The 26,298-nt window shown below is 65.3% G+C and carries 27 protein-coding genes; 15 read left to right on the top strand and 12 right to left on the bottom strand.

Annotation, left to right across the window (positions count from 1 at the left end):
* Positions 1 to 29 precede the first annotated feature (29 nt).
* The 5 genes from ASG77_RS01805 (at position 30) to ASG77_RS01785 (ending at position 2,890) form a co-directional block, all read left to right on the top strand.
* The gene (locus tag ASG77_RS01805) at positions 30 to 230 is read left to right on the top strand and encodes a DUF1918 domain-containing protein (protein WP_056340407.1); all 201 of its coding nucleotides are present in this window, start codon (positions 30 to 32) and stop codon (positions 228 to 230) included.
* A 54-nt stretch (positions 231 to 284) separates the two neighbouring features.
* Positions 285 to 803 carry an NUDIX domain-containing protein gene (locus ASG77_RS01800; RefSeq protein ID WP_082575777.1) on the top strand — a complete coding sequence of 173 codons (519 nt, stop codon included), beginning with the start codon at positions 285 to 287 and terminating at the stop codon, positions 801 to 803.
* Positions 804 to 871: 68 nt separating this feature from the next.
* Positions 872 to 1,540, top strand: coding sequence for a biliverdin-producing heme oxygenase (locus tag ASG77_RS01795; RefSeq protein ID WP_056340405.1), 669 nt, complete (start codon positions 872 to 874; stop codon positions 1,538 to 1,540).
* 3 nt (positions 1,541 to 1,543) lie between these two features.
* Complete coding sequence (locus ASG77_RS01790) at positions 1,544 to 2,056, top strand: DedA family protein (RefSeq protein WP_056340403.1); 513 nt, start codon at positions 1,544 to 1,546, stop codon at positions 2,054 to 2,056.
* Positions 2,057 to 2,086: 30 nt separating this feature from the next.
* Positions 2,087 to 2,890 (top strand): thioesterase family protein, encoded by an 804-nt coding sequence (locus ASG77_RS01785; protein WP_056341512.1) that lies wholly within the window; start codon positions 2,087 to 2,089, stop codon positions 2,888 to 2,890.
* Between the two features lie 50 nt (positions 2,891 to 2,940).
* Here ASG77_RS01785 and ASG77_RS01780 read toward each other — a convergent pair whose 3' ends face one another.
* The 3 genes from ASG77_RS01780 to ASG77_RS01770 form a co-directional block, all read right to left on the bottom strand.
* A complete protein-coding gene (locus tag ASG77_RS01780) occupies positions 2,941 to 4,635 on the bottom strand; it encodes a SulP family inorganic anion transporter (RefSeq protein WP_056340400.1) in 1,695 nt (564 codons plus the stop codon).
* A gap of 22 nt (positions 4,636 to 4,657) precedes the next feature.
* On the bottom strand, positions 4,658 to 5,362 hold the full coding sequence (locus ASG77_RS01775; protein ID WP_056341509.1) for an endonuclease/exonuclease/phosphatase family protein: 705 nt from the start codon (positions 5,360 to 5,362) through the stop codon (positions 4,658 to 4,660).
* Positions 5,363 to 5,455: 93 nt separating this feature from the next.
* The gene (locus ASG77_RS01770) at positions 5,456 to 5,845 is read right to left on the bottom strand and encodes a DUF2177 family protein (RefSeq protein ID WP_056340397.1); all 390 of its coding nucleotides are present in this window, start codon (positions 5,843 to 5,845) and stop codon (positions 5,456 to 5,458) included.
* On the opposite strand from ASG77_RS01770, the gene ASG77_RS01765 reads away from it, so the two are divergent.
* Positions 5,838 to 6,629, top strand: a complete 792-nt coding sequence (locus tag ASG77_RS01765) for a lipoate--protein ligase family protein (RefSeq protein WP_442854227.1) — start codon at positions 5,838 to 5,840, stop codon at positions 6,627 to 6,629. The genes ASG77_RS01770 and ASG77_RS01765 overlap by 8 nt on opposite strands.
* A gap of 41 nt (positions 6,630 to 6,670) precedes the next feature.
* Here ASG77_RS01765 and ASG77_RS01760 read toward each other — a convergent pair whose 3' ends face one another.
* The 3 genes from ASG77_RS01760 to ASG77_RS01750 form a co-directional block, all read right to left on the bottom strand.
* A complete protein-coding gene (locus tag ASG77_RS01760; protein ID WP_056340392.1) occupies positions 6,671 to 7,312 on the bottom strand; it encodes an MBL fold metallo-hydrolase in 642 nt (213 codons plus the stop codon).
* Positions 7,309 to 8,394, bottom strand: a complete 1,086-nt coding sequence (locus tag ASG77_RS01755) for an S-(hydroxymethyl)mycothiol dehydrogenase (RefSeq protein WP_056340389.1) — start codon at positions 8,392 to 8,394, stop codon at positions 7,309 to 7,311. Before ASG77_RS01755 ends, ASG77_RS01760 begins: the two co-directional genes overlap by 4 nt.
* An 83-nt stretch (positions 8,395 to 8,477) precedes the next feature.
* Positions 8,478 to 8,735, bottom strand: a complete 258-nt coding sequence (locus ASG77_RS01750) for a mycoredoxin (RefSeq protein ID WP_056340387.1) — start codon at positions 8,733 to 8,735, stop codon at positions 8,478 to 8,480.
* Between the two features lie 147 nt (positions 8,736 to 8,882).
* Here ASG77_RS01750 and ASG77_RS01745 point away from each other — a divergent pair, with 147 nt between their 5' ends.
* On the top strand, positions 8,883 to 9,614 hold the full coding sequence (locus ASG77_RS01745; protein ID WP_056340385.1) for an SOS response-associated peptidase: 732 nt from the start codon (positions 8,883 to 8,885) through the stop codon (positions 9,612 to 9,614).
* Between the two features lie 24 nt (positions 9,615 to 9,638).
* Here the strand turns inward: ASG77_RS01745 and ASG77_RS01740 are convergent, their stop codons facing one another.
* Entirely contained in the window at positions 9,639 to 10,061 is a 423-nt protein-coding gene (locus ASG77_RS01740) for a VOC family protein (protein WP_056340383.1), read from the bottom strand.
* A gap of 19 nt (positions 10,062 to 10,080) precedes the next feature.
* On the opposite strand from ASG77_RS01740, the gene ASG77_RS01735 reads away from it, so the two are divergent.
* The gene (locus ASG77_RS01735) at positions 10,081 to 10,401 is read left to right on the top strand and encodes a chorismate mutase (RefSeq protein WP_056340380.1); all 321 of its coding nucleotides are present in this window, start codon (positions 10,081 to 10,083) and stop codon (positions 10,399 to 10,401) included.
* A 90-nt stretch (positions 10,402 to 10,491) separates the two neighbouring features.
* Here ASG77_RS01735 and ASG77_RS01730 read toward each other — a convergent pair whose 3' ends face one another.
* Positions 10,492 to 10,881, bottom strand: coding sequence for a hypothetical protein (locus ASG77_RS01730; RefSeq protein ID WP_056340376.1), 390 nt, complete (start codon positions 10,879 to 10,881; stop codon positions 10,492 to 10,494).
* A gap of 154 nt (positions 10,882 to 11,035) precedes the next feature.
* On the opposite strand from ASG77_RS01730, the gene ASG77_RS01725 reads away from it, so the two are divergent.
* The 6 genes from ASG77_RS01725 to pdxS all read left to right on the top strand — a co-directional run bounded on the left by ASG77_RS01725 (position 11,036) and on the right by pdxS (position 19,258).
* The gene (locus ASG77_RS01725; protein ID WP_056340373.1) at positions 11,036 to 11,371 is read left to right on the top strand and encodes a DUF6504 family protein; all 336 of its coding nucleotides are present in this window, start codon (positions 11,036 to 11,038) and stop codon (positions 11,369 to 11,371) included.
* Positions 11,368 to 14,856, top strand: coding sequence for a DNA polymerase III subunit alpha (locus tag ASG77_RS01720; protein ID WP_056340370.1), 3,489 nt, complete (start codon positions 11,368 to 11,370; stop codon positions 14,854 to 14,856). Before ASG77_RS01725 ends, ASG77_RS01720 begins: the two co-directional genes overlap by 4 nt.
* Positions 14,857 to 14,972: 116 nt before the next feature.
* Positions 14,973 to 16,982, top strand: coding sequence for a threonine--tRNA ligase (gene thrS, locus ASG77_RS01715; RefSeq protein WP_056340367.1), 2,010 nt, complete (start codon positions 14,973 to 14,975; stop codon positions 16,980 to 16,982).
* A gap of 17 nt (positions 16,983 to 16,999) precedes the next feature.
* Positions 17,000 to 17,587 (top strand): HIT family protein, encoded by a 588-nt coding sequence (locus ASG77_RS01710; RefSeq protein ID WP_056340364.1) that lies wholly within the window; start codon positions 17,000 to 17,002, stop codon positions 17,585 to 17,587.
* A complete protein-coding gene (pgsA, locus tag ASG77_RS01705) occupies positions 17,577 to 18,200 on the top strand; it encodes a phosphatidylinositol phosphate synthase (protein ID WP_056340363.1) in 624 nt (207 codons plus the stop codon). Before ASG77_RS01710 ends, pgsA begins: the two co-directional genes overlap by 11 nt.
* A gap of 131 nt (positions 18,201 to 18,331) precedes the next feature.
* Complete coding sequence (pdxS, locus tag ASG77_RS01700) at positions 18,332 to 19,258, top strand: pyridoxal 5'-phosphate synthase lyase subunit PdxS (protein ID WP_056340360.1); 927 nt, start codon at positions 18,332 to 18,334, stop codon at positions 19,256 to 19,258.
* A gap of 73 nt (positions 19,259 to 19,331) precedes the next feature.
* Here pdxS and ASG77_RS01695 read toward each other — a convergent pair whose 3' ends face one another.
* Both ASG77_RS01695 and ASG77_RS22880 read right to left on the bottom strand, forming a co-directional pair.
* The gene (locus tag ASG77_RS01695; protein ID WP_056340357.1) at positions 19,332 to 20,828 is read right to left on the bottom strand and encodes an FAD-binding oxidoreductase; all 1,497 of its coding nucleotides are present in this window, start codon (positions 20,826 to 20,828) and stop codon (positions 19,332 to 19,334) included.
* A gap of 118 nt (positions 20,829 to 20,946) precedes the next feature.
* Positions 20,947 to 22,587 (bottom strand): helix-turn-helix transcriptional regulator, encoded by a 1,641-nt coding sequence (locus ASG77_RS22880; protein WP_056340354.1) that lies wholly within the window; start codon positions 22,585 to 22,587, stop codon positions 20,947 to 20,949.
* A 266-nt stretch (positions 22,588 to 22,853) separates the two neighbouring features.
* Between ASG77_RS22880 and ASG77_RS01685 the strand changes: the two genes are divergently transcribed.
* Entirely contained in the window at positions 22,854 to 24,107 is a 1,254-nt protein-coding gene (locus ASG77_RS01685) for a CapA family protein (protein ID WP_056340350.1), read from the top strand.
* 51 nt (positions 24,108 to 24,158) lie between these two features.
* Here ASG77_RS01685 and ASG77_RS01680 read toward each other — a convergent pair whose 3' ends face one another.
* Positions 24,159 to 24,926, bottom strand: coding sequence for a type 1 glutamine amidotransferase (locus ASG77_RS01680; protein WP_056340347.1), 768 nt, complete (start codon positions 24,924 to 24,926; stop codon positions 24,159 to 24,161).
* On the bottom strand, positions 24,923 to 26,215 hold the full coding sequence (locus ASG77_RS01675) for a Mur ligase family protein (RefSeq protein ID WP_056340344.1): 1,293 nt from the start codon (positions 26,213 to 26,215) through the stop codon (positions 24,923 to 24,925). The genes ASG77_RS01680 and ASG77_RS01675 overlap by 4 nt, the downstream gene beginning before the upstream one ends.
* Between the last annotated feature and the right edge of the window lie 83 nt (positions 26,216 to 26,298).

The following is a 26,298-nucleotide window of genomic DNA, read 5'->3' as shown; positions in this document are numbered from 1 at the left end:
TCGTACTCTGGGGCTTGGAGGTGATTGCCATGGAGGCAGCGCAGGGCGACAGGATTATCGTCCGGGGGAGGACCGTCGGGTCTTCGGACCGGCACGGCGTGATCGTGGAAGTCCGTGGGCAGGAAGGTCATCCGCCCTACCTGGTCAGGTTCGACGACGGACACGAAACCGTTATGTACCCGGGCGGTGATTTCGCCGTCGAACGCGGTCACGCGGGACAGGCCGGCTGACGCGCCGCGGGCGGCCGCGCGTCCGGGCCACCGGGCACGTGTCAGACTGGTGAAATGGATCACTCCTTGGCTGCCACGTCCCCTGACGCGAACCTCACGATTCCGCCGGTCCGGACCGGTCCGCGGGACCCCGGTGACGCCTGGGTGGACGGCGGGCGCGGCAAGTTCTGGGGCAGGTTCGGTGCCGCCGGCGTGCTGGCTTATGACCCCGGCAAGGGTGTTCTCCTGCAGCACCGCGCGCTGTGGAGCCATAACGGTGGTACCTGGGGTCTGCCCGGCGGAGCATTGCACCAGGGCGAGGACGCAGTCACCGGGGCCCTCCGCGAGGCGCACGAGGAAGCCGCGGTACCGGCCGCGGATGTGAGCGTCCTCTTCACGTCTGTGCTGGACTTCGGCTACTGGTCCTACACCACCGTTGTAGTGCTGGTGACCGTGCCTTTTGAGCCCGTAATCAGCGATCCGGAAAGCCTCGAACTCCAGTGGGTTCCGTTGGCTGCGGTGGACCTGAAGGAACTCCATCCCGGTTTCGCAACATCGTGGCCGGACCTGCGGACGCGCATGCTGGAGGGGTGAGATTAGGGTTGCCTAAGTGCGGTGCGCCATAATGGTGTTCCGACCCCCTGCTGCGCGTGAGGAAGAAAATGACCGCCCCGCTCTCCGTGTTGCTCAAACAGTCCACCAGTGCTGCCCACGAAGAAGCTGAGTCGTCCCCGTTTATGGGCGACCTGCTCGAGGGCAGGCTGGACGCGGCCGCCGTCGCTGCCCTCACTGCCCAGCTGTACACGGTGTACGGTGCCATGGAATCGGTGGCGCGGTCCGAGTACGGTTCTGATCCGCTGCTGGCAGGGTGCCTGGACCCCGCCCTGGAAGGCATGGCTGCCCTCGAGGCGGACATGGCGTTCCATTACGGTGCCGGCTGGCAGGACCGGCTGGCGGACGGCCGGATTGTCACCGTCCCGGCCACCACGGCCTACGCCACCCTGATCCGCGAACACCACAGTGCCGAGTTTATGCTCGCCAACCACTACGTTCGGCTGCTCGGGGACCTGTCCGGCGGGCAGATCATCCACCGCCTGGTCCAGCGGCACTACGGAATCCCGGACGACGGCCTGAACTTCTACATCTTTCCCGGCATCGGGAAGATGAAGCAGTACAAGGACGGCTACCGGCTACGGCTGGACGCCCTGCCGCTGGACAAGGACCGGACCGAGGAGGTGCTGGCCCACGCCGCCCACGCCTTCCGGCTCAACGGCAGCATCTTCGCGGACCTGCAGTCCGCCGTCGGGGCCCGACCGCAGCCCGCGGCCTGACCCATGGACCAGTTCCTGGATCTGCCCTTCGGCGTGGCAGCGGCCAGCCTGTTCGCCATTGTTATGCTGCGCGTCAATGTGACGTACTGGATCGGCCGGGGAGCGGCAGCCGGCGTGGAACACACGCGGTTCGCGTCGTCCTGGAACGGCCAGCGCGCCGGCCAGGCGAAGGCGCTCGTTCGCCGGTGGGGACCGTTCGCCGTGACCCTTTCGTTCCTGACCATCGGCCTGCAGACGGCCGTTAACCTCGCCGCCGGTGCTGCGAAGATGCCGCTGCGGCGCTACCTTCCCGCCGCCGTCGCCGGTTCCATCCTCTGGGCCCTGATCTATGCCACCGTCGGGCTCGCCGCGGTGGAGGCGTGGCTGGCGCTGGCTGCCGGGTCCCCGTGGGGGCTTGCCGTGCTGGCCGCCGCGGCCGCGGGACTTATCGCGTGGCTGCTGGTACGCCGGCGGCGCCAGCCGAGGGGGAGCGCTGCCGAGCAGGCGGAGGCGGGCAATGCGGATAGGGTGGGCTGAGCCGCACACGAACAAGCGAAAGGGTCAATGTTGACTGCTGCACTCCCGGAACTGGCCGACGGCGACTTCTACTACCAGGCGCTGGGCGGCGGCCACTTCCGCTCCACCATCCACGCCCAGGGGGCCTGGAACGAGCACGAACAGCACATGGCGCCCGCCTCCGGCCTGATGGCGGACAGCCTGGAGCGCCACGAGCCCCGCGCCGACATGCGGATGGCCCGGCTGAGCTACGAGATCCTGGGCCTGATCCCGGGTGGCGGGTTCCACATCGAAACCACCACCCTCCGCCCCGGCCGGACCATCGAGCTCCTGCAGGCAGAGCTGGTAGCCAACGGGCGGGTGGCCATCCGCGCCACCGCGTGGCGGATGATCACCAGCGACACGTCCGCGGTTGCCGCCGTCGAGGACACCACCATCCCGGCACCGGATGAATGCAAACCGTTCGACGGCGCCGCCATCTGGCCAGGCGGCTACATCCGGTCCCTGGAGATGCGCGTGGCCGAGGGCCACCGGCCCGGAGCCGGCATCGTCTGGCTCCGCACCCAGCACCCCCTGACGGACAAAGCCGACAGCGGCGACCTGGCCCGCCTGATGGGCCTCGTTGACACAGCCAACGGGATCGCGGCCAGGGTCCCGCCGGGCAAGGACAGCTATGCCTTCCCCAACCTGGACCTGCAGATCCACATGTACCGCAGGCCCGAGGACGAATGGCTGGGCCTGGACAACGCGGTCTCCTTCGGAACCGACGGGATTGGCCTCACGTCCACCGTCCTGCACGATCTTCAGGGTCCGTTCGGCCGCGCCGAACAGATTCTGACGCTTCGCCGGACCTGACGGCCTTGCCCGTGACTACCGGGACCGCTGTGGCTACCCGGCCTGTGTGACTATTCGGCGCCGGTAATGCTTTTGTAGCTGTGTACCGCATTGCGCAGGGTGGGGAAGAAATGGTCTTCTGTGAACCGTGCGCTCGCCCCGAACCGGATCAGGCGGTCCTTGATCGGTCCCTTCATTTCTGCGAAGACCAAGCTGATACCGTCCTGCGCCAGTTCATCGTCGAGCCGGATGAGCTCATCCAGCGCTGTCGTATCAAGGCCTGTGATCGGCTCGGCTGCCACAATGACCCACTTCACCGGCCAGGGCGCGGCGTCCACCAGGCCGTGGATGTGCTCGGCGAACACTTCCCCGTTGGCAAAGAACAACGGTGCATCGAAACGGGCAATCACCAGGCCCTCCACCCGCCGGCCTTCGGGATGCCGGTCCAGGTCATGGAAGCCCGGAACGTCCGCCACGCTGGCCAGCTCAGTGCGGTAGGGATCCCAGGCGCGCTGGACAAAGGCCAGAAGGGACAGTCCAATGGCCACGGCAATTCCCGGTAGGACCCCTATAAAGGCGACGCCGAGGAATGTGACCACCAGGAGGAGGGCCTCCAGCCGGCTCATCCTGACGAGGCGCACGAGCGTTCGCACGTCAACCAGCGAAGACGCCGCCACGATCACCACGGCGGCGAGCGTGGCGGTGGGAAGGAAAGCCGTCACCCCCGGTGCGGCGACCATAAAAAGGACCACGAGCAAGGCTGCCACCACACCGCTGAGCTGCGTCTTCGCCCCGGCGTCGAGCACAATCGGGGTGCGGGAGGAGCTTCCGCTCACCGGAAAGCCGCCCAGCACCCCGGTTGCCACGTTGGCGATGCCCAAGGCCCCCATTTCCTCATTGCCGTTGACCCTAACTCCGCGGCGCGCTGCGAGGCTCTTGGACAAGGTGGAGGTGTCCGCAAAGGCAATCAGCGCGATGCCTGCTGCAGGGCCCACGAGCGACAGGACGTCGTCCATGCCAATGCCGCCCAGCGCGGGCGCCGGGAGCCCTTGCGGCAGTGCGCCCACCATGGGCAGCTGTCCGGCCAGGCCCAGTACGGCCACTGCGGCGATGGAGCCGGCCACTGCGAACAGGACGCTGGGCACCTTCCACGGAAGAAAACGGCCGGCGACAATGACGGCCACGCTGCCCGCCCCCACAGCCAGGGAAACGGGATTGATACCGCCGCTGAAGACCGCCCCGGCCAGGGACGTGAGGCGTTCAAAGAGGCCGTCGGCGGAGACATCGATCCCCAGCAGCCGCGGAAGCTGGCTGACGGTGACGGCCAGTGCGATGCCGTTCAGGTATCCAACGCGAATAGGCCCGGACAGCAATCCCGTCACAAACCCCAGCTTAAAGATCCGGCCGGCTATCAGGAAGACGCCGATCAGGATGGCCAGCACTCCGGCCATGGCCACTGCCTGCTCCGGATCCCGCCCGGCCAGCGGAAGGATGGCGGCAGCGATCATGGGTGCCAGCGATGAATCCGGCCCCACGATGACAACCCGCGACGGCCCGAACACGGCATAGAAGATCATGGGCACCACGGAGGCGTACAGCCCGTTCACCGCAGGAAGCCCGCTTGCCTCAGCGTACGCCATCCCTGCCGGCACCAGGGCTGCGCTCAAGGCCGCCCCGGCCACCAGGTCCGACTTCAGCCAGGACCGTTTGTAGCCCCGCGCAACACCAACGCCCGGTAGCGCCTTGTTGATCCAGTCGTGCCGCACTCGGGCCTCCAAATTGGTGAAATCAGGACGCGGGGGGCTCCTGGAACGGTGTCGATTCCTGGCCATATTCGGCGGTCACCAGGATGGGCAGGTGGTCGGAGGCGCCGCGGGGCAGAGTTTCCACATTCTCGATGTTCAGTCCCAGGGACGTGGCAAAGTCGAAGTGGCCCTTGAATACTTTGTAGCGTGTATAGGTCCTGCGGTCACTGAGGGAGAGCTCGTAGCCGGTGTTCTTCATGTGTTCGTTGAGGTTCTTGGTAAAGAAGGGGTAGTTGAAGTCACCCACCATCAGAGTCATGAGGCCGGTGCCCATACCCAGGAGTTCCGCGTGGGCCGCGTGGATCTGGTTGCGCCGCAGCGAGTTGGTGGCGGTCAGCGGAGCGGCGTGGAACGAGGCGATAACCAGTTCGTGATCGGTCTCATTGTCCCGCACCCGCGTGCCGATGAGGCGCTCATGAGCGGGCGCAAGGACCATGTCGTGCAGGGACTTTTTGAGCGCGAAGGTCTTGGTGCCGTGGGCCGTGAACCGGTCAGGCCGGTAGTAAATGGCCAGCCCAAGGCGGTTGCCCTTGGTGGAGTCGGCGAGCTGCAGCGGACCCAGCGTGTCCGGCAGGTCCGAGGTATCACACTCCTGGAGGCATAGGGCATCGACGCCGAAATTCTGGGCAAGATCAACCAGTTCCCCACTGGCCTGGTGCTTGCGGAGGTTGTAGCTAATGACGCGTATCAGTGGATTACCTCTTCTGAGGAGTAGCGGGTGGACCCAGTTCCTGAGTTTAGCCACCCGATGGGGGACCGTGCAGCAATACATCGCTGGATGTCAGGTGGCGCGGAACACCAGCCAGCCGGCGAGGGTGGACAGTCCCGTCAGGACGGCACCCCACAGGATGTCCACAACAATGAGCTGCAGCGGCCACGTCTTGAGCGTGGCGGCATTCGTCAGGTCATACGTCGCGTAGGCAAAGGCGCCCAGTACGGCCCCATAGCCGACGGCGGTCAGCCAGCTGCCGCCGTCGAGCGCCGGCCGCAGCGCAAAGAAGACAATCCCCGCTATGTACATGACATAGAAAGCCACGGCGTAACCTAAGTGTGGCTTGTCTGCGAGCAGGTCACCGATGTGGCTGCGGTAGAACGGGTTCATGAGCTTGAGCCAGACGGCGTCGATGACCGCGAACGCAGCCGCGACGACAAGGAATTGCAATATGACCATAAGGGAGCTTAGCAATATGCAGGACGCCGAAGCGGGACTCCGGACGCTCACTGTGGTGCGGCAGGATCATTCCCTCGGCGCCGCACGTGACCTGGAATTCGGCCTCGAACTGCTGACCCAGGCGAAGACCGGCAGGATCGGCCCCACGCTGCGGCTGTACCGGCCCGCGCCCACTGTTGCCTTCGGCCAGCGGGATACCCGCCTGCCCGGCTTCGACGCGGCCGCCCGGGCCTGCCGCGGGCACGGATTTGAACCCCTGGTGCGGAAGGCCGGCGGACGCGCCGCCGCCTACCACGAGGGCACGCTGGTGGTGGACCACGTGATGCCCCATGCGGACGCCATTGCCGGTTCCAAGGGCCGGTTCAGCTTCTTTGGTGAGCTGCTGGCGCAGTCCCTGCGGGACGTCGGTGTGCAGGCAGCGGTTGGCGAAATTCCGGGGGAGTACTGCCCCGGGGAGTTCAGCGTTCACGGCACCCACCCGGCCGACCCGGCGCACCGGATCAAACTCGTGGGCACAGCGCAGCGCGTGGTGAGCGGCGGGTGGCTGTTCAGTTCCGTGATCGTGGTGGAAAATTCCGCCCCCATCCGCAGCGTCCTGACGGACAGCTATGCAGCCCTGGGCCTGGATTGGGACCCGGCCACCGCCGGCGCGGCCAACGATCTGGTGCCTGGCCTCACGGTCCAGGATGTTGAGGACGCCGTTATTGCCGCGTACGCGGGCCACGCCTCCCTCCGGCATGCAGACTTCAGCAGCTATGCAGGTTTGGATACTCGGGAGGCGTAGCCCGCGTTGGCGGGCTGGGCGGCCGGCTTGACTCAGGGTCCTTAGTGGCCCCGGGCGATCCATTCGTCCAGGTGCGGGGCTTCGGCTCCGATGGTGGTGCTGTCGCCGTGCCCGGTCCGGACCACCGTTTCGGCCGGGAGCGGCAGCAGCCACGTCCGGATCGACTCGATGATGGTGGGGAAGTCGCTGTAGGACCTGCCCGTGGCGCCGGGGCCGCCCTGGAACAGGGTGTCGCCGCTGAAGAGCGAGCCTTCGCCGTCGGGCCCGTCAGCGAGGTGGAAGGACACCGAGCCCGGCGAGTGCCCGGGTGTGTGCAGGGCCGTCAGGCTGGCCCCCGCTACCTCGATGACATCGCCGTGCTTGGTGGCGACGTCGGGCTCCACCTGCGGATACACGCTGCGCCACAGCATCCAGTCGTCCTGGTGGAGGTGGATCGGGGCCTGGACGAGGTCCCAGAAGTCACCTACCGAACGGATGTGGTCGTCGTGGCCGTGGGTCAGCAGGATCGCCTTGAGCTTCCGGCCGCCGACGGCGGCGGCAACGGCCTTGGCGTCGTGCGCGGGGTCGATCACCACGCATTCCTCATCGTTGCCCACGATCCATACGTTGTTGTCCACATCCCAGGTGCCGCCGTCGAGCGAGAATGTCCCGGACGTGACGATTCGCTCGATCCGGAGGCTCACAGTTCCACCACCGAACGCAGCACCGAACCGGAGTGCATCTTCTCGAAGGCTTCCTCCACCTGGTCGATGGTGATCCGTTCGGTCACGAACGCATCCAGGTCCAGCTTGCCCTGCTTGTAGAGGCTGATCAGCATGGGGAAGTCCCGGGACGGCAGGCAGTCGCCGTACCAGGAGGACTTCAGCGACCCGCCGCGGCCGAAGACGTCCAGCAGGGGCAGCTCCAGGGTCATCTCCGGCGTCGGGACGCCCACCAGCACCACGGTGCCGGCGAGGTCGCGCGCGTAGAACGCCTGCTTGTACGTTTCGGGGCGCCCGACGGCGTCAATCACCACGTCAGCGCCGAAGCCGCCGGTGAGTTCCCGGATTTTCTCCACGGGGTCCGTTGCGGAGGAGTCCACGGTGTGGGTGGCGCCGAGGCCCTTGGCACGGTCCAGCTTTTTCGCGTCGATGTCGACGGCGATGATGGTGGTTGCGCCGGCGAGCGCGGCGCCGGCGATGGCGGCCACGCCCACACCGCCGCAGCCGATGACGGCGACCGTATCACCGCGTTTGACGCCCCCGGTGTTGATGGCGGCGCCCAGTCCGGCCATGACGCCGCAGCCGAGCAGGCCTATGGCGGCAGCATCGGCGTCGGGATCCACCTTGGTGCACTGGCCGGCGGCCACGAGGGTCTTTTCGATGAACGCGCCGATGCCCAGGGCGGCGGACAGTTCGGTGCCGTCCTCAAGCGTCATCTTCTGGGTGGCGTTGTGGGTGTTGAAGCAGTACTGCGCCTGGCCGCGGTTGCACGCGCGGCAGTTGCCGCAGACGGCCCGCCAGTTGAGCACCACGCGGTCGCCCGGGGCGACGTCCGTGACGTCGGGGCCCACGGCGCTGACCACTCCGGTGGCCTCGTGGCCCAGGAGGAACGGGAAATCATCGCTGATGCCGCCCAGTTTGTAGTGCAGGTCGGTGTGGCAGACGCCGCTGGTGATGATGTCCACCAGGGCCTCGCCCGGGCCCGGTTCCGGGACCAGGATGGTCTCCAGAGTGACCGGGGCCCCTTTGGAGCGGGCTACGACACCTTTGACTTTATGGACCACGAAAGGCTCCCTCAATGCAGATAGACAGAACGGGACCAACACGGATGTTGGTCCCGTTCTGTCTACCACACGAGCTGCCGTGGTCAGGCTGCGAGTCGGCTCTTGACCTCGGCGGCGGAGGGGTTGGTGGCGGCGGTGCCGTCCGGGAAGAGCACGGTGGGGACGGTGCGGTTGCCGCCGTTGAGCTTCTCCACGAGGTCGGCTGTGCCCTCCACCTCTTCGATGTTGATTTCCGTGTAGCCGATGCCCTGCGCGTCCAGCTGCTTCTTCAGCCGGTTGCAGTAGCCGCACCAGGTGGTGGAAAACATGGTGATGGTGCCGTTCTCGGGGGTAAAGTCCACAGAGCTCTCCTGAAATCGTTGAGGGGGTTCGTTCCCGTCAACGGTAACCCGGGGCGGGCTATTCCCTGAGCCGGCCCGGCGGATGCGGTGCCGGATGACAGTACATAACGCGGATGGCATGCTGGAGCCATGTGTGGACGCTATGTGATGGCACGGGCCGTGGGTGACTTGCTGGCCGACTTTGACGCCCAGCTGGAGGAGGAAGTGCATCTTCCGCCGTCATGGAACGTGGCGCCGACCGACCACGTGCCGATCGTCCTGGAACGGCTGATCGACGACGGCCCCGTGCGGCAGCTGCATGTTGCCCGCTGGGGCCTGGTGCCGTCCTGGGCGAAGGATCCTGGTATCGGCCCCAAGATGATCAACGCGCGGAGCGAGACTGTGCTGGAGAAGCCGGCCTTCCGCAAGGCCGTGAAGTCACGTCGCTGCGCTGTCCCGGCGGACGGGTACTACGAATGGAAGCAGGGCGCCGGCAAAGCCAAGCAGCCCTACTACGTCCATCCGGGCAAAGGCAGCGGGCTGGTGTTCGCGGGCCTGTATGAGTGGTGGAAGGACCCGTCCAAGGCCGAGGGCGATCCCGGGCGGTGGATGCTCTCCACATCCATCCTGACGGCAGATACGCCGCCGCCCGGTGCCGAGTCCACAATTTTCGGCAAGCTCACCGCCCTGCACGACCGCGTGCCGCTGCCCATGGACCGGGCCACGATGGCGTCGTGGCTTGATCCGCAGATCGATGACGCCGCCTTCCTCGTGGACCTGGTCCGGGCCCACGTGAAGGAAGTCGCGGCCGACTGGCATGTGGATTCGGTCGGCACCGAGGTGGGCAACGTACGCAACAACTCCCCGGAACTGATCCGGCCGGTGGAAGCCTTGTTCTAAACCGGCACCCGGGGCGACGTCCCCCTAAACGGTGACCTCGCCGGCGTCGTCCACTGTCCACGTGGGGTTGTAGGCAACTTCCCAGCGGAAGCCGTCCGGATCGGCGAAATAGCCGCTGTACCCGCCCCAGGGCTGGGTGACCGGCGCGGCGACGATAGTGGCCCCGGCCGATGCCGCTTCCGCCATGACCCGGTCCACCGCCTCGGTGCTGGGCAGGTTGTGGCTGAGCGTGATGCAGGGGATCTGGCCGGGGACACCTACCCCCGCCTCGGCGTGCATTTGCGCGGCGTCCCACAGGGAAAGGATGAGGCCGTGGTTGACCTGGATGAACACCACATCACCGGGAAACTCGCGGTGGACAGGCCAGCCGAGGCCCTCCGCGTAGAACCGGCGGGAGGCGTGAACACTGCGAACGCCTAGTGAGATGAGGTCGACTCTGGGCTGCATGCTTCGATACTGTCAGAAGATGGCAACAATTCAAGGAAACGATAGGGACGCTTTGGCCGACAAGGAACAGCTCGCTGCCGTTCGGATTGCGGTAGACGAAGTTGACGAGCAGATTGTCACCCTCATTGCGCGGCGTGAACGCCTGATCCGGATCGCCGGAACCCTGAAGGGGGACGACGCCGAAGTCCGCGCCCCCGGCCGGGTGGAACGGGTGATCGAGCATGTCCGGGCTGCCTCGGAAAAGAAGGACATTGATCCGGACATTGTGGAATCAACCTACCGGGCCATGATCTCGGGGTTCATCAAACTCGAAATGAAGGTTCACAGAGAAAGCAGCTGACGCCTCCGCAGGTGCTGTCCGGACACGGTTCCGGCAGCACCTGCTCGGTGTTCCCTAAAGCGTTTCGTCGACTTACAGCGCTTCGTCGACTTACAGCGCTTCGTCGACGGCGACGCCCGACTGGAACTCCCGGCCGTCAGCCTCGCTGAAGGCCGACATGATGTGGCCCTTGCCCAGGCCATGGACGGCCGCGACGGGGAAGTTGCCGGTGATGGTGCTGCCCGAGTGCGTCACGCCGCCAAGATCATAGTTTTCCTCGGCGCTCTGGTCATGGCTGAACGAGTAGAAGGCAATGGCCTCCCCGTTCATGAACTCAATGCCCAAGCGTCTTTGCGATGAGTAATCAGGGCTCGCCGCCACCAGTCCCACTACGTACGCACCTGCCCCCGGGATGTTGCCGTCGATATCAAAGGTTGCCACGAGCTTTTCGTCCTGGGCCTTGATGCTTACGTGCTTGAGGAGTGCGTCATTGGTGCTCATGCCACAATCCTGCCTCCCTGCTGCCCGTCCGTCCACCCCTGTCTAGGTTTTGTCGGAGCGTCGTCGTAGACTCAAGGTATTCGAACATGTATTCGAATACCTTGCTTTTGCATCAGCATTTTGCATCAGCTCCGTTCAGTTCCGGGAGGCGCCCATGGGTATGTTCAGCGAGTCCGTGGACGTCGTCTGCAACCCCGCCGGGCAGCCGCTGAACCTCCAGTGGGCCGGACGGCACTACACGGTGTGCGCCGAGCCTGTCCGGTGGTATGAACGCCGGCAGTGGTGGGCTGAGGAACGCCGTGCGCCGCTCGGCAGCGGGCCGGGGCTGGTGGACCACGAAATCTGGCGCGTCCAAGTGCAGGCGGACCCGCGGAGTGCCGGCCCCCGGGATGCAGGAGAGCCGCTCACCCTGGACCTGAGCAGGCATGTCGGCAGCGGCCGCTGGAGGCTGCTGCGGATCCACGACGCCCTCCGGCCACAAACAGCATGAGCTTCTCCCACCTTCACGTTTCCACGGCCTTCAGCGCACACTATGGCGTTGCTTGGCCCGACGAACTGGCCCAGGTTGCCGCCGCGGACGGCGCAACCGCGCTCGCCTGCACGGACCGGGACGGCCTCTACGGCACCATCAAACACCTCAAAGCCTGCATGGAAGCCGGCATCGACCCCATCGTGGGGGTGGACCTTGCGGTTTTCGACGACGACGGCGACCACCGCACCCAGCTCGCCGGCAGGGTAGTGGTGCTCGCCCGCGGCCACAACAACGGAGCGGGCTACCGCGCACTGTGCCGGCTGGTGTCCGATGCCCATGCCCGCACCTCCGGCAAAGCCGGGGGAGCGGTGCCCGTGGCGGTCACCCGCGCCGAACTCGCCTCCCGCACGCTCGACCCCAAAACCCTGAAACCGGTCCTGACGGTCCTGATTGGCCCGGATTCCGACGTTGGACGGGCCATGAGCGGCCGGCGCTACCTTCGTCCGCGCACCCTTTTCAAAAGCTGGCTGGACGCCATGCCCCCAAGAACCCTGGTAGCGGAAGTCGTTTCCCAACTCACTGCCCCCGGAGCGCCCCTGAGCACTGCCCACGCAGTACGAATGCTCAAACTCGCGGAAGAACACCACGTACCGGCCGTCCTCACCAACGCGGTCCGCTACTGCGCAGAGGACGGGGCCGCCACAGCGGACGTGCTCGACTCCGCCCGGACGCTGAAGTCCCTCTCCGAACTCGCGGCCGAACCGCTGCTCCAGCCCAACGGGCAGGCCTGGCTCAAATCATCAGCGCAGATGCTTCAGCTCGGCAAGGAAATCATCCGCGCCGCAGGGTATGGCGCAGCGGACCTCAAGCAGCTGATGTCACAGACCGAGGCGCTCGCCGACTTCTGCCGGATTGACCCGGTGACTGACATGGGCTGGAAGCAGCCGGTGGTCCCCGAGGCATCGGTTATTGGCATCAGCCAGGACCCGCACGATGAACTGGTGCAGCGCTGTGAGGCCGGGATCAGCAGGCGGTTCCCCGGAATATCAGGCTCAGCCCACAAGGACATGCGCTCGCGGCTGGAGCACGAGCTGGGAATCATCAGGAACCTCGGGTTTTCCTCCTATTTCCTCACGGTCGCGGAGGTCTCCCGGATGATCATGGACATGGGGGTCAGGGCGGCCGCCCGCGGTTCCGGGGCCTCCAGCCTGGTCAACTACCTGATTGATGTCAGCCAGGTGGACCCCCTGCAACACGACCTGATCTTCGAACGCTTCCTGTCCCGGGACCGGGCCACGTTGCCGGACATCGACATCGACGTCGAAAGCGCCGAACGGCACAACGTGTACCGGCGGATCTTTGACCGCTTCGGTTCCGAGCGCGTCACGCTGATGAGCATGCAGAACGGGTACCGCGCCCGCGGTGCCGTCCGCGACGCCGGGATGGCCCTGGGGATGGACGATGACGACGTCGGTGAGATCGCCAAGCAGCTGTGGCGTTTTTCGGCCCGGAAATTCCGTGAGGCACTGGTTGAGAAACCTGAGTTGCGGGAGTTCGCTGGCCGGGTGGAACAACGGGACTTCGCCGAAAACCAGCAGCTTGACCTGCTGGTGGACCTGACGGAACGGCTGGACCGGCTGCCCCGCCATATCTCCATGCATCCCTGCGGGGTGATCCTGGGCGATGCCACGCTGCTTGACCGGACCCCTGTGCAGCCCAGCGGACTGGGGCTGCCCATGAGCCAGTTCGATAAACACGACATGGATCCCATGGGCATGCTCAAGCTTGATGTCCTGGGGGTCAGGATGCAGAGCGCGATGGCGTTTGCCGTCCGGGAAGTCATCCGGATCCACCCTTCCAAAGCGGAAGTGGTGGCGGCAGGGGCCCACCCTGCAGGTCCTGACGGGACCGGGCCGGACTACATCGCCGAGAACGGCCACATCGACCTCAACGCCGTGCCGCTGGATGATGAACCAACCTACGAACTGATCCGCAGCACCCACACCCTGGGCTGCTTCCAGATCGAGTCACCCGGCCAGCGTGAACTGATCGGCAAGCTGGCGCCGCGTGAGTTCAACGACCTCATCATCGACATTTCGCTGTTCCGGCCCGGCCCCATGAAATCGGACATGGTGCGGCCTTTCCTGGAGCACCGGCACGGCTTCGCGCCGGAGGTCTACCCGCACCCCGACCTGAAACCCGTGCTGCAGGAAACCCATGGCGTCACTGTCTTCCATGAACAGATCCTGAAAACCTTCCACGTAATGACCGGCTGCGGCCTGGCGCGCGCGGATGAGTTCCGCCGGGCGCTCGGCAACGAGGTCCACGAGCTGAAAGTGGAAGAGTTCTTCCGCAAGGAGGCCCGCGTCAAGGGGTGCACCCCGGAAGTAGTGGACAAGGTCTGGGGGACCCTGCAAGCCTTTGGCAGCTTCGGCTTCTGCAAGGCGCACGGTGCGGCATTTGCCGTTCCCACATACCAGTCCGCCTGGCTCAAGACGCACCACCCCGAGGCTTTCCTGGCCGGGCTGTGGGAACACGATCCCGGCATGTACCCCAAACGGCTGCTGGTGGCCGAGGCCCGCAGGCTGGGCATCCCCATCCTGCCGCTGGACATCAACCGCAGCCAGGCCGAGTACCGGGTGGAACGGGTGGCGGACGGGCCGGACGCCGGCAAGCTGGGGATCAGGCTGAGCCTTAACGGAATCTATGGCCTGTCCGGGACCGAGCTCAAGCGGATTGTCGCCGGCCAGCCCTACGACTCCCTGGCTGACCTCCGTGCCCGGTCCAGGCTGAGCAAGCCAAGCATCAAAAGGCTCGCACAGCTGGGTGCCTTTGACTCCCTGCACCGTGAATCGGGCGGCGCCGCCAACCGCGCGGACCTCGTCCAGCACCTGCAACAGCTCCAGGCCGCAGGCGGTACCCGGAAGGGCATCGACATCATGGACGGGCAGCTGTCCCTGCCGCTGGGGGATGTGGAGCTGCGGAACGTCAAGCCCGGGCTTCCCGCGCCCACCCTGGTGGAAAACGTCCGGGCTGAACTGGACCTGATGGCCATTGATGTCAGCGGCCACCTGATGGACAGCCACCGGCCCATGCTGGACCGGCTGGGTGTCACCACTGCAGACAAACTGTTGAGCCTGCGCAACGGCACCGAGGTGCTGGTGGCCGGGGTGCGCATCGCCACCCAGACACCGCCAATGCGCGGCGGCCGGCGGGTGGTGTTCATCAGCATCGACGACGGCACCGGCTGCGTCGATTCCGTGTTCTTCCATGAAGCCCAGGAGCAGGCGGGTCTGTTGCTGTTCGGCACCAGGCTGCTGCTGATCCGGGGCACCACCCGGCGGACAGGTCCCCGGGGAATCAGCCTGAGCGCCAGCATGGCCTGGGACCTGAGCCGGGTGGAATCCCTGCCGTTCGCGGCGGATCGGGTGGAGAGCACCGATGTGCCGCATCCTTTGGACGGGATCAGCCGGAGCCTTGCGATTACCGGAATGGGCGGCTGAAGGGCCGCGGGTCCCGTTGGTCGGCCTCCCGGGAAACCGATAGCATTGACGATGGCTGGCTGTGGTCCCCGTACGCCGCAAGCTATGAAGCCTAAAACTTTGAATAGGAGACACCCGTGTCAGATGCCCAGCAGATCACCCTCATCGTCGATGGCGAAGAGACCAAGGTGACTACCGGGACAACCGGTGCGGAACTCTTCTTTGAGCGCCGCGATGTTGTTGTTGCCCGCGTCAACGGCGAGCTGAAGGACCTGGACCAGGAGCTGCCCGAGGGCGCCGAGATCGAGGGCGTCACCATCGATTCCCCGGACGGCCTGGACGTCCTCCGCCACTCCACCGCCCACGTGATGGCCCAGGCAGTGCAGCAGCTGCGCCCGGACGCCAAGCTGGGCATCGGCCCGTACATCACCGACGGCTTCTACTTCGACTTCGACGTCGCCGAACCGTTCACCCCCGAGGACCTCAAGACCCTCGAGAAGATGATGCTCAAGATCGTCAACCAGAACCAGAAATTCGTCCGCCGGGTGGTCAGCGAGGACGAGGCCCGCGAGGCCATGAAGAACGAGCCCTACAAGCTCGAACTCCTGGGCAAGAAGAACAACGCCGCCGAAGCCGGCGAGGGCGTCAACGTCGAGGTCGGCGCCGGCGACATCACCATCTACGGCAATGTCGAGCGCAAAGAGGGCACCACGGTCTGGTGCGACCTCTGCCGCGGCCCGCACCTGCCCAACACCAAACTCATCTCCAACGCCTTCGCCCTGACCCGGTCCTCCTCCGCGTACTGGCTGGGCAACCAGAAGAACCAGCAGCTGCAGCGCATCTACGGCACCGCCTGGCCCACCAAGGACGCGCTCAAGGCCTACCAGGAGCGCATCGCCGAGGCTGAGCGGCGCGACCACCGCAAGCTCGGCGTCGAACTTGACCTGTTCTCCTTCCCGGACGAGCTGGGCTCCGGCCTGCCGGTGTTCCACCCCAAGGGCGGCATCATCCGCAAGGAGATGGAGGACTACTCCCGCCAGCGCCACGTCGACGCCGGCTACGAGTTCGTCTACACGCCCCACATCACCAAGGGCCACCTGTACGAAGTCTCGGGCCACCTGGACTGGTACAAGGAAGGCATGTTCCCGGCCATGCATGTGGACGCGGAACTCAACGAGGACGGCACCGTGCGCAAGCCCGGCCAGGACTACTACCTGAAGCCGATGAACTGCCCCATGCACAACCTGATTTTCCGCTCGCGTGGACGGTCCTACCGCGAACTGCCCCTGCGTCTCTTCGAATTCGGTTCGGTGTACCGGTACGAAAAGTCCGGCGTGGTACACGGACTGACCCGGGTCCGTGGCATGACACAGGACGACGCCCACATCTACTGCACCCGAGAGCAGATGAAGGACGAACTCACCAAGACCCTCAAGTTCGTGCTCGACCTGCTGAAGGACTACGGCCTGAACGACTTCTACCTGGAGCTGTCCACCAAGGACCCGGAGAAGTACGTCGGCGAAGATGCAGCCTGGGAAGAAGCCACCCGGACACTCGCCGAAGTGGCTGAGGAATCCGGCCTGGAACTCGTCGCGGATCCGGGCGGCGCGGCCTTCTACGGCCCGAAGATCTCCGTCCAGACCAAGGACGCACTCGGGCGAACCTGGCAGATGTCCACCATCCAGCTGGACTTCAACCTCCCGGAACGCTTCGAGCTGGAATTCCAGGCAGCCGACGGCACCCGCCAGCGTCCTGTGATGATCCACCGTGCGCTCTTCGGTTCCATCGAGCGGTTCATGGGTGTTCTCACCGAGCACTACGCCGGCGCGTTCCCCGCGTGGCTTTCCCCCGTGCAGGTGGTGGGCATCCCGGTGGCCGAAACGTTCAACGAATACATGTTCGACGTCGTTGACCAGCTCAAGGCGGCGGGCATCCGCGCCGAGGTGGATACGTCCTCGGACAGGTTCCCCAAGAAGATCCGCACCGCCAGCAAGGATAAGATCCCGTTTGTCCTGATCGCCGGCGGCGACGACGCCGAGGCAGGCGCGGTGTCCTTCCGCTTCCGTGATGGGAGCCAGGACAACGGCGTGCCGGTGGCAGAGGCCGTCAAGCGGATCACGGAAGCCGTCCGTAACCGGACCAGCTAGCGGAAACGGACAACACGGTGCAGGAGAACACAGGCGCAGGCTATCCAGGGGATGCCGGCGTGACAGATGACTTTGAGCTCGCGGGCGTGCCGGATGCTTTCCAGCGCCTGTGGACTCCGCACCGGATGGCCTACATCAAGGGCGGCCAGCACCAGTTCAAGAACGAGAACGACTGTCCCTTCTGCGTGGGTCCGGGCCGGACTGACGAGGAAGCCCTGATCGTCTACCGGGGGAAGACCTGTTACGTGGTCCTCAACCTGTTTCCCTACAATCCGGGGCACCTCCTGGTCTGCCCGTACCGGCATGTCCCGGACTACACGGACCTCACGGTGGAAGAGACCGCGGAATTTGCGGAGATCACCCAGACGGCCATGCGGGTCCTGCGTAAGGTGGCGAACCCGGGCGGGTTCAACCTCGGCATGAACCAGGGCGTAGTGGGCGGGGCAGGAATCGCCGCGCACCTGCACCAGCACATCGTGCCGCGCTGGGGCGGGGACGGCAACTTCTTCCCCATCATTGCCCAGACCAAGGCCATTACGCAGACCCTGGATGAAGTCCGCCAGCAGGTTGCAGAGGCCTGGCCCGGGGAGACGGATGCTGAATAGGCATGCGCGCGGGTTTTTCACCGCGCTTTTCACTCCGCTTGCGCGCTGGCTCCTGAAAATCGGTGTTTCCCCTGATGCTGTGACGGTCATCGGAACTGCCGGCGTGGTGGTGGGTGCGTTGGTCTTCTACCCCCTCGGCCAGCTCTGGTGGGGGACCCTGTTCATTACCGCGTTCATTTTCTCGGACGTGCTTGACGGCATTATGGCCCGGCTGCGGGACACCGGCGGCCGCTGGGGAAACTTCCTGGACTCCACCCTGGACAGGATCGCCGACGGCGCGCTGTTCGCGGGTGTGGCCATCTGGTTCTTCACCGGGGGCGCCGATTACGCCATCGCCGTCGCCGCCATGCTGTGCCTCGTTTTGGGCATGGTGGTCTCGTATGCGCGGTCCAAGGCCGAATCCCTTGGCTTCACGGCGAATGTGGGCATCGCCGAGCGCGCCGAGAGATTGGTTTCGGTGCTGGTGGTCACCGGATTTACCGGCCTGGGATTGCCCCCGGTGGTTCTTCTGGTGACGCTTGGACTCCTGGCCCTGGCCAGCCTCATCACGATCATCCAGCGCGTAGCCACCGTCCATCGCCAGGCCTTTGCGGAGTCCGCGGCTTCTGATTAAGCCCGCCGCCTGCCGTGGGACTAGTATTGTGACTGCCCGGTCAATGGATCCGGCAACCCGGTGCGTGTACTTTCGGTTTCTTGCCGCCCTCACGCCCGGCGAAGATCATCTATCTACCCATAGGGGTTTTTGTGTCTACACCTGATGTAAGCAGCGAAGCCGGTTCGTCCGCGAACAGCGTCACGGGCAGCAACCGCGTCAAGCGCGGCATGGCTGAGATGCTCAAGGGCGGCGTCATCATGGACGTCGTCAATGTTGAACAGGCCCGCATCGCCGAAGACGCCGGTGCCGTTGCAGTTATGGCCCTGGAACGCGTTCCGGCCGATATCCGTGCCCAGGGCGGCGTGTCCCGCATGTCGGACCCGGACATGATCGACAAGATCATCGAAGCCGTTTCCGTCCCGGTGATGGCCAAGGCGAGGATCGGCCACTTCGTGGAGGCCCAGGTCCTGCAGTCGTTGGGCGTGGACTACATTGACGAGTCAGAGGTCCTGACCCCGGCCGACTACGTCCACCACATCGACAAGTGGAACTTCAAGGTTCCCTTCGTCTGTGGTGCCACCAACCTCGGTGAGGCGCTGCGCCGCATCAACGAAGGCGCGGCCATGATCCGTTCCAAGGGTGAGGCCGGCACCGGCGACGTCTCCAACGCCACCGGGCACATGCGCCAGATCCGCGCCGAGATCGCCAAGCTGGCCGCCCTGGCCGAGGACGAGCTTTACGTCGCGGCCAAGGAACTGCAGGCCCCGTACGAACTGGTCAAGGAAGTTGCCGCCGCCGGCAAGCTCCCCGTGGTGCTGTTCACCGCGGGCGGCATCGCCACTCCGGCCGACGCTGCGATGATGATGCAGCTCGGCGCCGACGGAGTGTTCGTCGGGTCCGGTATCTTCAAGTCCGGAAACCCGGCCCAGCGTGCCGCTGCCGTGGTCAAGGCCACCACGTTCTTCGATGACCCCGACGTCATCGCCAAGGCCTCCCGCGGCCTCGGCGAAGCCATGGTGGGCATCAACGTGGACGAAATCCCGCAGCCGCACCGCCTCTCCGAGCGCGGCTGGTAACAGCTCTAAAAGTAGTACGACGGCGGCGGGTCACCCTTCAAAGGTGACCCGCCGCCGTCGTGCGTTGGCTCCCTCAGCCGCCTCTGGATTCGCTGGCAGGAACGGATGGGGCAATGTTGCGGTTGGTTCTGAACAAATTATCGGGATCGTACTTCGTTTTCACCTGAACCAGGCGTTCATAGTTGGTGCCGTAGGCGGCCCGGACCTGTTGTTGCCCCTCGTCCGCTGTCTGGAAGTTGATGTAACTGCGACCGGCTGTGAACGGACGTTGCCGCTCCCATGATTCTCGGATCCACGTTCGGTACGTGTTCGCGGCGGGATCGCCGGGGTCCCACATGCCATTGGATCCGATGACGTACCGGGCGTTTCGGTTGCCCACCGCACCGTCATCCTCAGGGTGCTCATTCAGGGCGCCGGCGAGGTGAAGGATACCGAGCTCGGCCCCCTCTATGGGGCAGCCATCGAAGAGCTCGCGGATGGTGGAGAGCAGACCGTCGCTCAGCCCGTCGGCATACTCCGTCTTCCAGTAGTAGTGGAGGCCCTTCGGCTCACTGTCATCCAGATAGGACTGGACCTGTGTGTACGGCTGCTCCGCCAGGAGATCCACGGCGGGATCACCAATTTCCCGGATGGATGCCATAACTTCCGGGACGTTTTGGAGTTCGCCGCTGTAGCAAACTGCCATGGCGCAGAGCTTCTTGCCCTGCCACCGTACAGGAATGAAAGGTTCCGCCGGGGCAGTCATGAGGATCAGCCACACGGCGAGCTCGCGTGGCGCGCGGGACGTGATTGTCCGGTACGTACCGAGGATTTCGTCGGTGCGTTCGAAAGGCCAGGCGATGAGGCCGCCATACACTGTGGGCCCCACTTGGTGCAGCCGGAGCGCGAAGCGCGTGACCACGCCAAGATTAGCCCCCGCGCCGCGGACGCCCCAGAACAGATCCGGGTTCTCTTTACGGCTGGCGGTGCGGACCAGCCCGTCGGATGTGACAATCTCAACGTCCTCAAGGTTGTCCACAGTCCACCCGAACCTGCGGGTCAGATAGCCGAGGCCGCCCCCGAGGGTCAGGCCGGCCACACCCACTTCGGAGATGAATCCGAGGACAGTGGCCAGCCCGTGTTCCTGCGTGGCCCGGTCTACGTCCTGCAGCAGGCAGCCCGGTCCAACCTGGGCGAGCCTGGCCGCCGGGTCCACTTCGACTGAGTTCATCCTCGACATATCCAACATGAGGCCTCTGTCGGCGATGGCGGTACCGGCGATGTTGTGGCCGCCGCCCTTGGTGCTGATCTGCAGCCTGTGTTCCGCGGCGAACATAACAACGGCCGAGACCTCCCGCGCCGATGTCGGCTGGACCACCAGGGCCGGTTCCTTTGTCACAAGACCGTTCCAGAGCAGGACGGCCGAACCCCAGCCGGAGTCGCCTGGGCGTAGCACTGGCTCTGCCAGCAGTGATGCGAGTTTGGCCAGATCCACCGATGTTAGGATCACCGGGAAGCCATCGAGCCCACCGACTTCTACCTCGGTGGGGCGGCTGCCCGCCTCGGCAGCCTTGTTCGATTCCCTGATCATCACGGCACCTCCATTGGTCTTTCAGACTTCTTAATTAGGATGCTATGGTTCTGCACCCCGCCTCCGCATCGGTAGAACTGCCCGTGATGGCAAGGTGGGAAATTTTGCCCAGTCTGCATCAGCTTCGGTTGATAAGTCCGTGCTCGTAGGCATAGGCAGTAGCGGCGGCACGTGACGTCAGATCCAACTTCGTGAAGATATTACTGGCGTGATGGGCTACCGTCTTTTCGCTGAGGAACAGTTCAGCTGCAATCTCGCGGTTGGACTTTCCACTGGCGACAAGGAGCAGCACCTGAGTCTCCCGGACGGTCAGCGGATTCGCCCTAATAGCCTGTCGCCGGTTCGAATATCTGTCCACGTTCGCTGCATCCGGCCCTGCGCCAAGATGGAGGAAAGCCCATCTGGCGGCATCAAACTCCAGTTCGGCCGAGTGCCCGTCGCCCAGCCCGCGATAAGCCCGTCCCATAAGCACCCTGGTACGTGCTGACTCATAGGGTGCGTCGAGCTGCTGCCATGCTGACCATGCCTGACGTGCCGCTCCCAAAGCCGCCGCGTATTCTTGCTCCGCGAGAAGTAGGGCTCCCTCCCACTGGGCAGTCTCCGCATTCAGCCACAGACTGCCCAAGGCCCCGGCCCTGGCCCCCAGTTCTTCGGCGGCGGCCCGTGCGCCGGAAAGGTCAGCCGATGCCAGCATGATCTCAACGGCACCACCGAGGAGCCGGGAACGCTCCGGCGGAGACGCGGTTTCCGCAAGGGACCGGCGGATCGCGGCCACGGCGGCCTCTGTCCGGCCTTGCGTGAGCAGCAACAGCGCGAGACCGGGCTGCGGATCCCTTACCCAGCGGCTGGCCTGCAGATAGGTGTCCTTGGCTTCGGTGAACTGGCCTCTCAGACGGTGCAGTTCGGCAAGCTGGTATAGCGCAGCACCGATTCCCGGCCGGGTAAGCGGTCCGACGAGCCGGCGGTAGGCATCCTGTGCAGCATCGAATGCATCGGGCCATGCTCCCTGAAATTGCATGATCCGTGCCCGGTGGATCTGGCAATTGCCTTGATAGGGGACCATATCCGGCTGGGCGGCGCACCACCGGGTGAATGCGGCCGTCCACTCCTGTGCCCGAGGCAGATCGAAGGCGTCCATACACGCTTCGATGACCGCGCAATACACAATCCCGGCGGTGACTGGGGAAAGTTCATGGGCGGTCACGCTCACAAAAACTTCATCCAACAGCGGCATTGCCTGCCGGGTATCACCCGTTGCGATCAGCGACTCGCTTAGGCCCGTCCTTGCAAGGGCTGCAAGGTCCTGATGTCCGAAGCGGTGGCCGATTTCCAGTGCGGTCCCGAAACTTGCGGTTGCTGTTGCGGCATCGCCCTGGGCGGCGCTTTCAAGGCCGGCCGGCACAAGTTGCAGTCCCTGCTCCACACAGTCCAGGTCGTCGGGAAGCACACGCCGTGCCCGTTGCAGCCACGCATTCGCCAGCGTTTCTTCGCCGCTGAGGATAAAGTGCAGGGCAAGCCAGATAGCGCTTCGCGCCGCCCCCGAATGGTCCGTGTGGGCCAGTCGTGCCCGATACTCGCGGGCCAGTAGCCTTGATCCTTCGTCGTCGTGGCCGACGAGGTAGGCCGCATTGGCCACGAGCTCGAGATCGTCGGGTTCGAGCAACGACTGGCGGTCAGCATCAGTCAGGAGGGCGTGTGCATTCGCCCATTCCTGTCGCCTGAAAGCCTCCCGGCCCAGACGGAGAGGGTCTGCCGCCATTGCTTCTCCACTGCCGCTGTTCGGTGCGGACGGCGCCGATACGTGAAGCTTAGCGCTTCGGCGTGGACTCAGGCAGAGGACGACGGCGGCGGGGGAGGTCAGTCTGCGCCTGCGGCTTCAAATGTTGCGGGCTCCGGATTGTCCACGATGGCCTGGAGCTCAGCGAGGAGCGGATTTGTCACAACGTCAGGGCTTTCATATCCGGGAGTGTTTCTCAATGAGCCAAATGCGGGCTTCCTGGGACTTCAAAACCTAGAATCACGTCTATGGGGAAAACTCGTGGCATTGTTGCCCGCTGCGCTGCTGCGGTGTCCGGCGGCATCCTGGCCGCGGCGCTGCTGGCGGGATGCGGCCTGATCGCCGAGCAGGGCGTTCCTTCCTCCGGTGCGGCCGCGAGTACCGGCGCCGGGACAGGGCGGCAAAGCCCGACGTCGACCCCCACCCCGACGCCCACGCCCACCCCGGGCGCGGGGCCAGCGTGTCCCACGTTGCGCTGCACGTCCGTGCTGGTGACCGGCGACATGCTGGTGCACGCCCAGCTCTGGCAACAGGCCCGCGATGACGCCGCCGCGGCAGGCAAGCCAGGCCTGGACTTCACCCCGCTCCTCGAAGGCCAGCGCAAGTACATCCAAGCAAGCGACCTCGCCATCTGCCACCAGGAAACTCCAGTGGCCGGCCCCGATGGTCCGTTCTCCGCGTACCCGTCGTTCAACGTCCCGCCCCAGATCATCACAGCATCCAAAGCAGTGGGTTACCAGGCCTGCACTACCGCGAGCAACCACACGATCGACCGGAGCACCGACGGAGTTCTGCGCACCCTGGACGCCCTGGATGCCGCGGGGCTGAAGCACACCGGTTCCTACCGCACCGCGACCGAGTCGCAGGGAATCCTGATCCTGCAGACCAGCGCCGCCAAGATTGCCATCATTCAGGGGACCTACGGCCTCAACGGCCAATATCCGGAATACGACTGGCAGGTGGACATGCTGGACGCGCCCACCATGATCGCCAAGGCCGTGAAGGCACGGGCGCTCGGCGCGGACATCGTGCTCGGTGCCATGCATGCCGGCGACGAGTACGAGAGCCAGGCGAACGCCCAGCAGCAGGATGTGGCCCACGCCCTGGTGGACAGCGGCCAGTTCACCATGATCTACGGCCACCACACCCACTCCGTGCTGCCCATAGAAAACTACAAGGGAACCTGGATCGTCTACGGGCTGGGCAACGGAGTCACCGAACTGTCGCCCTGGTATGTGGTGAACAACGAGGGTCTGCTGGTGCGGGCACAGTTCAGCCAGGACGCAGCAGGGAAGTGGACGGCGTCGGACCTCGCCTGGGCTCCGTCGGTGATTGTCCGCGACCCGTACCGCTGGTGCTCGGTGGCAACCGACGCGCCGCAGGGCGTGTGTGCAACACCCGAGGCCGATGCGGCCACCAGGGTGCGGACTTCCACCGTGGTGGACTCGATGGGCGCGGCTGCTGCGGGCGCGCATGAACTGCTAATCACGAAGGACCCCTGAGGCACTTCGACGGGGAAACCGTCAGCGCAGCGCTATTCAGCGAGGCACCGATCAGCGCGGCCGGCGGGCTGCGTGCTCCCGGGCCAGCACTGCGTAGCGGTCGTCCGGCGCGCCGGCCGTGAAGGTGCCGTATTTACGCTCGGCCGCGGTCCTGATGAGGAAGTCGGCGATGGCAGGGTTCTTGGGCAGCAGCGAACCGTGCAGGTAGCTGGCCACAACATTCTTGTAGCGTGCGCCCTCGTGACCGTCGCTGCTGTTGTTGCCGGTACCTTTCGCGGTGGTCCCCAACGGCCGGACGCCCGCACCCAGCGTGGTCTGCCCGCTGTGGTTTTCGTATCCCAACACCTCGCCGAACTCTTCGGTGGCCACCCGGACGTTGCCGATCAGGCGCTCGTCCGTGCCGTGTGTCTCCACGTCCAGGACACCGATGCCCGGTATGACCGAGCCTAAACGGGTTTTGAAGAAGCGCCCGAACAGCTGGTACAGCCCGCAGATCACCAGCATGGGTGCGCCGTCCTCGGCCAGCTTCGTGAGGACGCCGGCCTGCGACTGCAGGTCGTCCTTGATGACCAGCTGTCCGCTGTCCTGGCCGCCGCCCCCGACAATCAGGTCAACATCGGCGGGAAATTCGTCGCCGACGTTGTACTCCAACAGCTCCGGGGTGTAGCCGTGCCAGCTGATCCGCTGCTTGAGCACCAGGGCGTTGCCCCAGTCGCCGTAGATGTTCATGTCCCGCGGGTAGAGCTGCAGGACCCGGATGGTCCCCTTGGAATTCTGTTCGACGCCGTTCGGCCCGATGCCGGTTGATTCAGCGGTCATGAGACCACCTCCACTGTGGTGATTTTGGACAGCTCGCGGCGGATGGCCAGCATGGCTGTGTAGGTGCAGAAGATCCGCTTCGGTTTGCCCTTGGCGTCCCGGATGAACGCGGCGAGTGCGGGCCCGATCTCAGGCTGGACACCGCCGATCCGGACGTCGTCATACTGCAGCCGCAGCGCCATGTCGTAGGCGCGGGAACCTGTCAGCTGGTCCACGCCGCCGTCGCGGAGCGAATCGAATTCCACGTCCCAGAGCCAGGACATGTCCCGGCCGTCGGCGTAGTTGTCGTTGATGGCGATCATGGTGGCGTAACCGCCTGCGGGGAAGGACTTCAGTCCCAGCCGGAAACCGCTGGGGTTCTTCACCAGGACGAGGTCCAGGGGCTGGCCGTCCACCGTGAGGCTTTCGCCGCGGCCGAACGCCGGCTCCACCTGGGACAGCGCGGTGAGCAGGGTGGCGTGGTCGGCTGTGGCGGCACCGCCGCCGCAGATGCTGCGGGCCAGGGTCAGCGCCGCAGCCGCGTTAAAGATGTTGTAGACGCCGCGGAGCTTCATCGCGGTGGTGACCGTGGCGCCGTCGTACTCAAAATCGGCGGTGTCCGGCCCTACTTTGCGGAGTACGACGTCGGCCGCTGGCTTGTGGGGGAGCGCTGCGGGGGCGGGGCTGCCGGGCGCTGCCCGCATGTCGTCGTCGTTGGGGAAGGTGCTCAGGAGCGAATCGTCCAGGCCGAAGTACTGGACGTCCTGGCCGGTGAGGGTTTCCGCGATGCGGGCCACCCGCGGATCCTCCCGGTTGAGGACTACTGTTCCGGTGGTTTTGTCGGCGATGTGCTGCAGCAGCTGGGCCGTTTTGTCGATCTCGCCGAACCGGTCCAATTGGTCACGCAGGACGTTGAGCAGGAGGCTGTACCGCGGCGGAACACGGTTCACAAAATGCGTGGCGTGGGCTTCGTCGAGCTCCAGCACGGCGACGTCGGCCCTGAGCCTGCCGCGCCAGTCCACTTCGCCCAGCAGGGCGGCCGCCACGCCGCGGGTGAAATTGCTGCCGGTGCGGTTGGTGAAGACCTTCAGGCCCTGGCTTTCCAGGAGTTCCACCACCATCTTGGTGGTGGTGGTTTTGCCGTTGGTTCCGCTCACCACGGCGACGCCGTGGGGGAGCGTGGAGAGCGTCCGCTGCATAAAGCCGGGATCGATTTTTTCGACCACCAGCCCGGGCAGCGCGGACCCTCCGCCCCTGAGCCGGGACACCCGGCGGACCAGCTTGCCGAGCGGAACACTGATGTAAAGCATGCTCTGTAATATATCCCAGCAACGGCATAGAACCCTTCCCGGAAGCGCTTCCGGCGCCGCCCCGGGACCAGCGCACATTATGC

The organism is Arthrobacter sp. Soil762, from assembly GCF_001428335.1.
Taxonomy (GTDB): domain Bacteria; phylum Actinomycetota; class Actinomycetes; order Actinomycetales; family Micrococcaceae; genus Arthrobacter.
The sequence above is the reverse complement of the archived record's forward strand: the minus strand, read 5'-3'. Positions and strand labels throughout refer to the sequence as shown.

Coding starts and splice junctions, on each gene's coding strand:
- ASG77_RS01805 (WP_056340407.1), top strand. CDS start 30: ATGGAGGCAGCGCAGGGCGACAGGATTATCGTCCGGGGGAGGACCGTC.
- ASG77_RS01800 (WP_082575777.1), top strand. CDS start 285: ATGGATCACTCCTTGGCTGCCACGTCCCCTGACGCGAACCTCACGATT.
- ASG77_RS01795 (WP_056340405.1), top strand. CDS start 872: ATGACCGCCCCGCTCTCCGTGTTGCTCAAACAGTCCACCAGTGCTGCC.
- ASG77_RS01790 (WP_056340403.1), top strand. CDS start 1,544: ATGGACCAGTTCCTGGATCTGCCCTTCGGCGTGGCAGCGGCCAGCCTG.
- ASG77_RS01765 (WP_442854227.1), top strand. CDS start 5,838: ATGACCATAAGGGAGCTTAGCAATATGCAGGACGCCGAAGCGGGACTC.
- ASG77_RS01770 (WP_056340397.1), bottom strand. CDS start 5,845: ATGGTCATATTGCAATTCCTTGTCGTCGCGGCTGCGTTCGCGGTCATC.
- ASG77_RS01745 (WP_056340385.1), top strand. CDS start 8,883: ATGGCACGGGCCGTGGGTGACTTGCTGGCCGACTTTGACGCCCAGCTG.
- ASG77_RS01740 (WP_056340383.1), bottom strand. CDS start 10,061: ATGCAGCCCAGAGTCGACCTCATCTCACTAGGCGTTCGCAGTGTTCAC.
- ASG77_RS01735 (WP_056340380.1), top strand. CDS start 10,081: ATGGCAACAATTCAAGGAAACGATAGGGACGCTTTGGCCGACAAGGAA.
- ASG77_RS01730 (WP_056340376.1), bottom strand. CDS start 10,881: ATGAGCACCAATGACGCACTCCTCAAGCACGTAAGCATCAAGGCCCAG.
- ASG77_RS01725 (WP_056340373.1), top strand. CDS start 11,036: ATGGGTATGTTCAGCGAGTCCGTGGACGTCGTCTGCAACCCCGCCGGG.
- ASG77_RS01720 (WP_056340370.1), top strand. CDS start 11,368: ATGAGCTTCTCCCACCTTCACGTTTCCACGGCCTTCAGCGCACACTAT.
- pgsA (WP_056340363.1), top strand. CDS start 17,577: ATGCTGAATAGGCATGCGCGCGGGTTTTTCACCGCGCTTTTCACTCCG.
- ASG77_RS01695 (WP_056340357.1), bottom strand. CDS start 20,828: ATGATCAGGGAATCGAACAAGGCTGCCGAGGCGGGCAGCCGCCCCACC.
- ASG77_RS22880 (WP_056340354.1), bottom strand. CDS start 22,587: ATGGCGGCAGACCCTCTCCGTCTGGGCCGGGAGGCTTTCAGGCGACAG.
- ASG77_RS01685 (WP_056340350.1), top strand. CDS start 22,854: ATGGGGAAAACTCGTGGCATTGTTGCCCGCTGCGCTGCTGCGGTGTCC.
- ASG77_RS01680 (WP_056340347.1), bottom strand. CDS start 24,926: ATGACCGCTGAATCAACCGGCATCGGGCCGAACGGCGTCGAACAGAAT.
- ASG77_RS01675 (WP_056340344.1), bottom strand. CDS start 26,215: ATGCTTTACATCAGTGTTCCGCTCGGCAAGCTGGTCCGCCGGGTGTCC.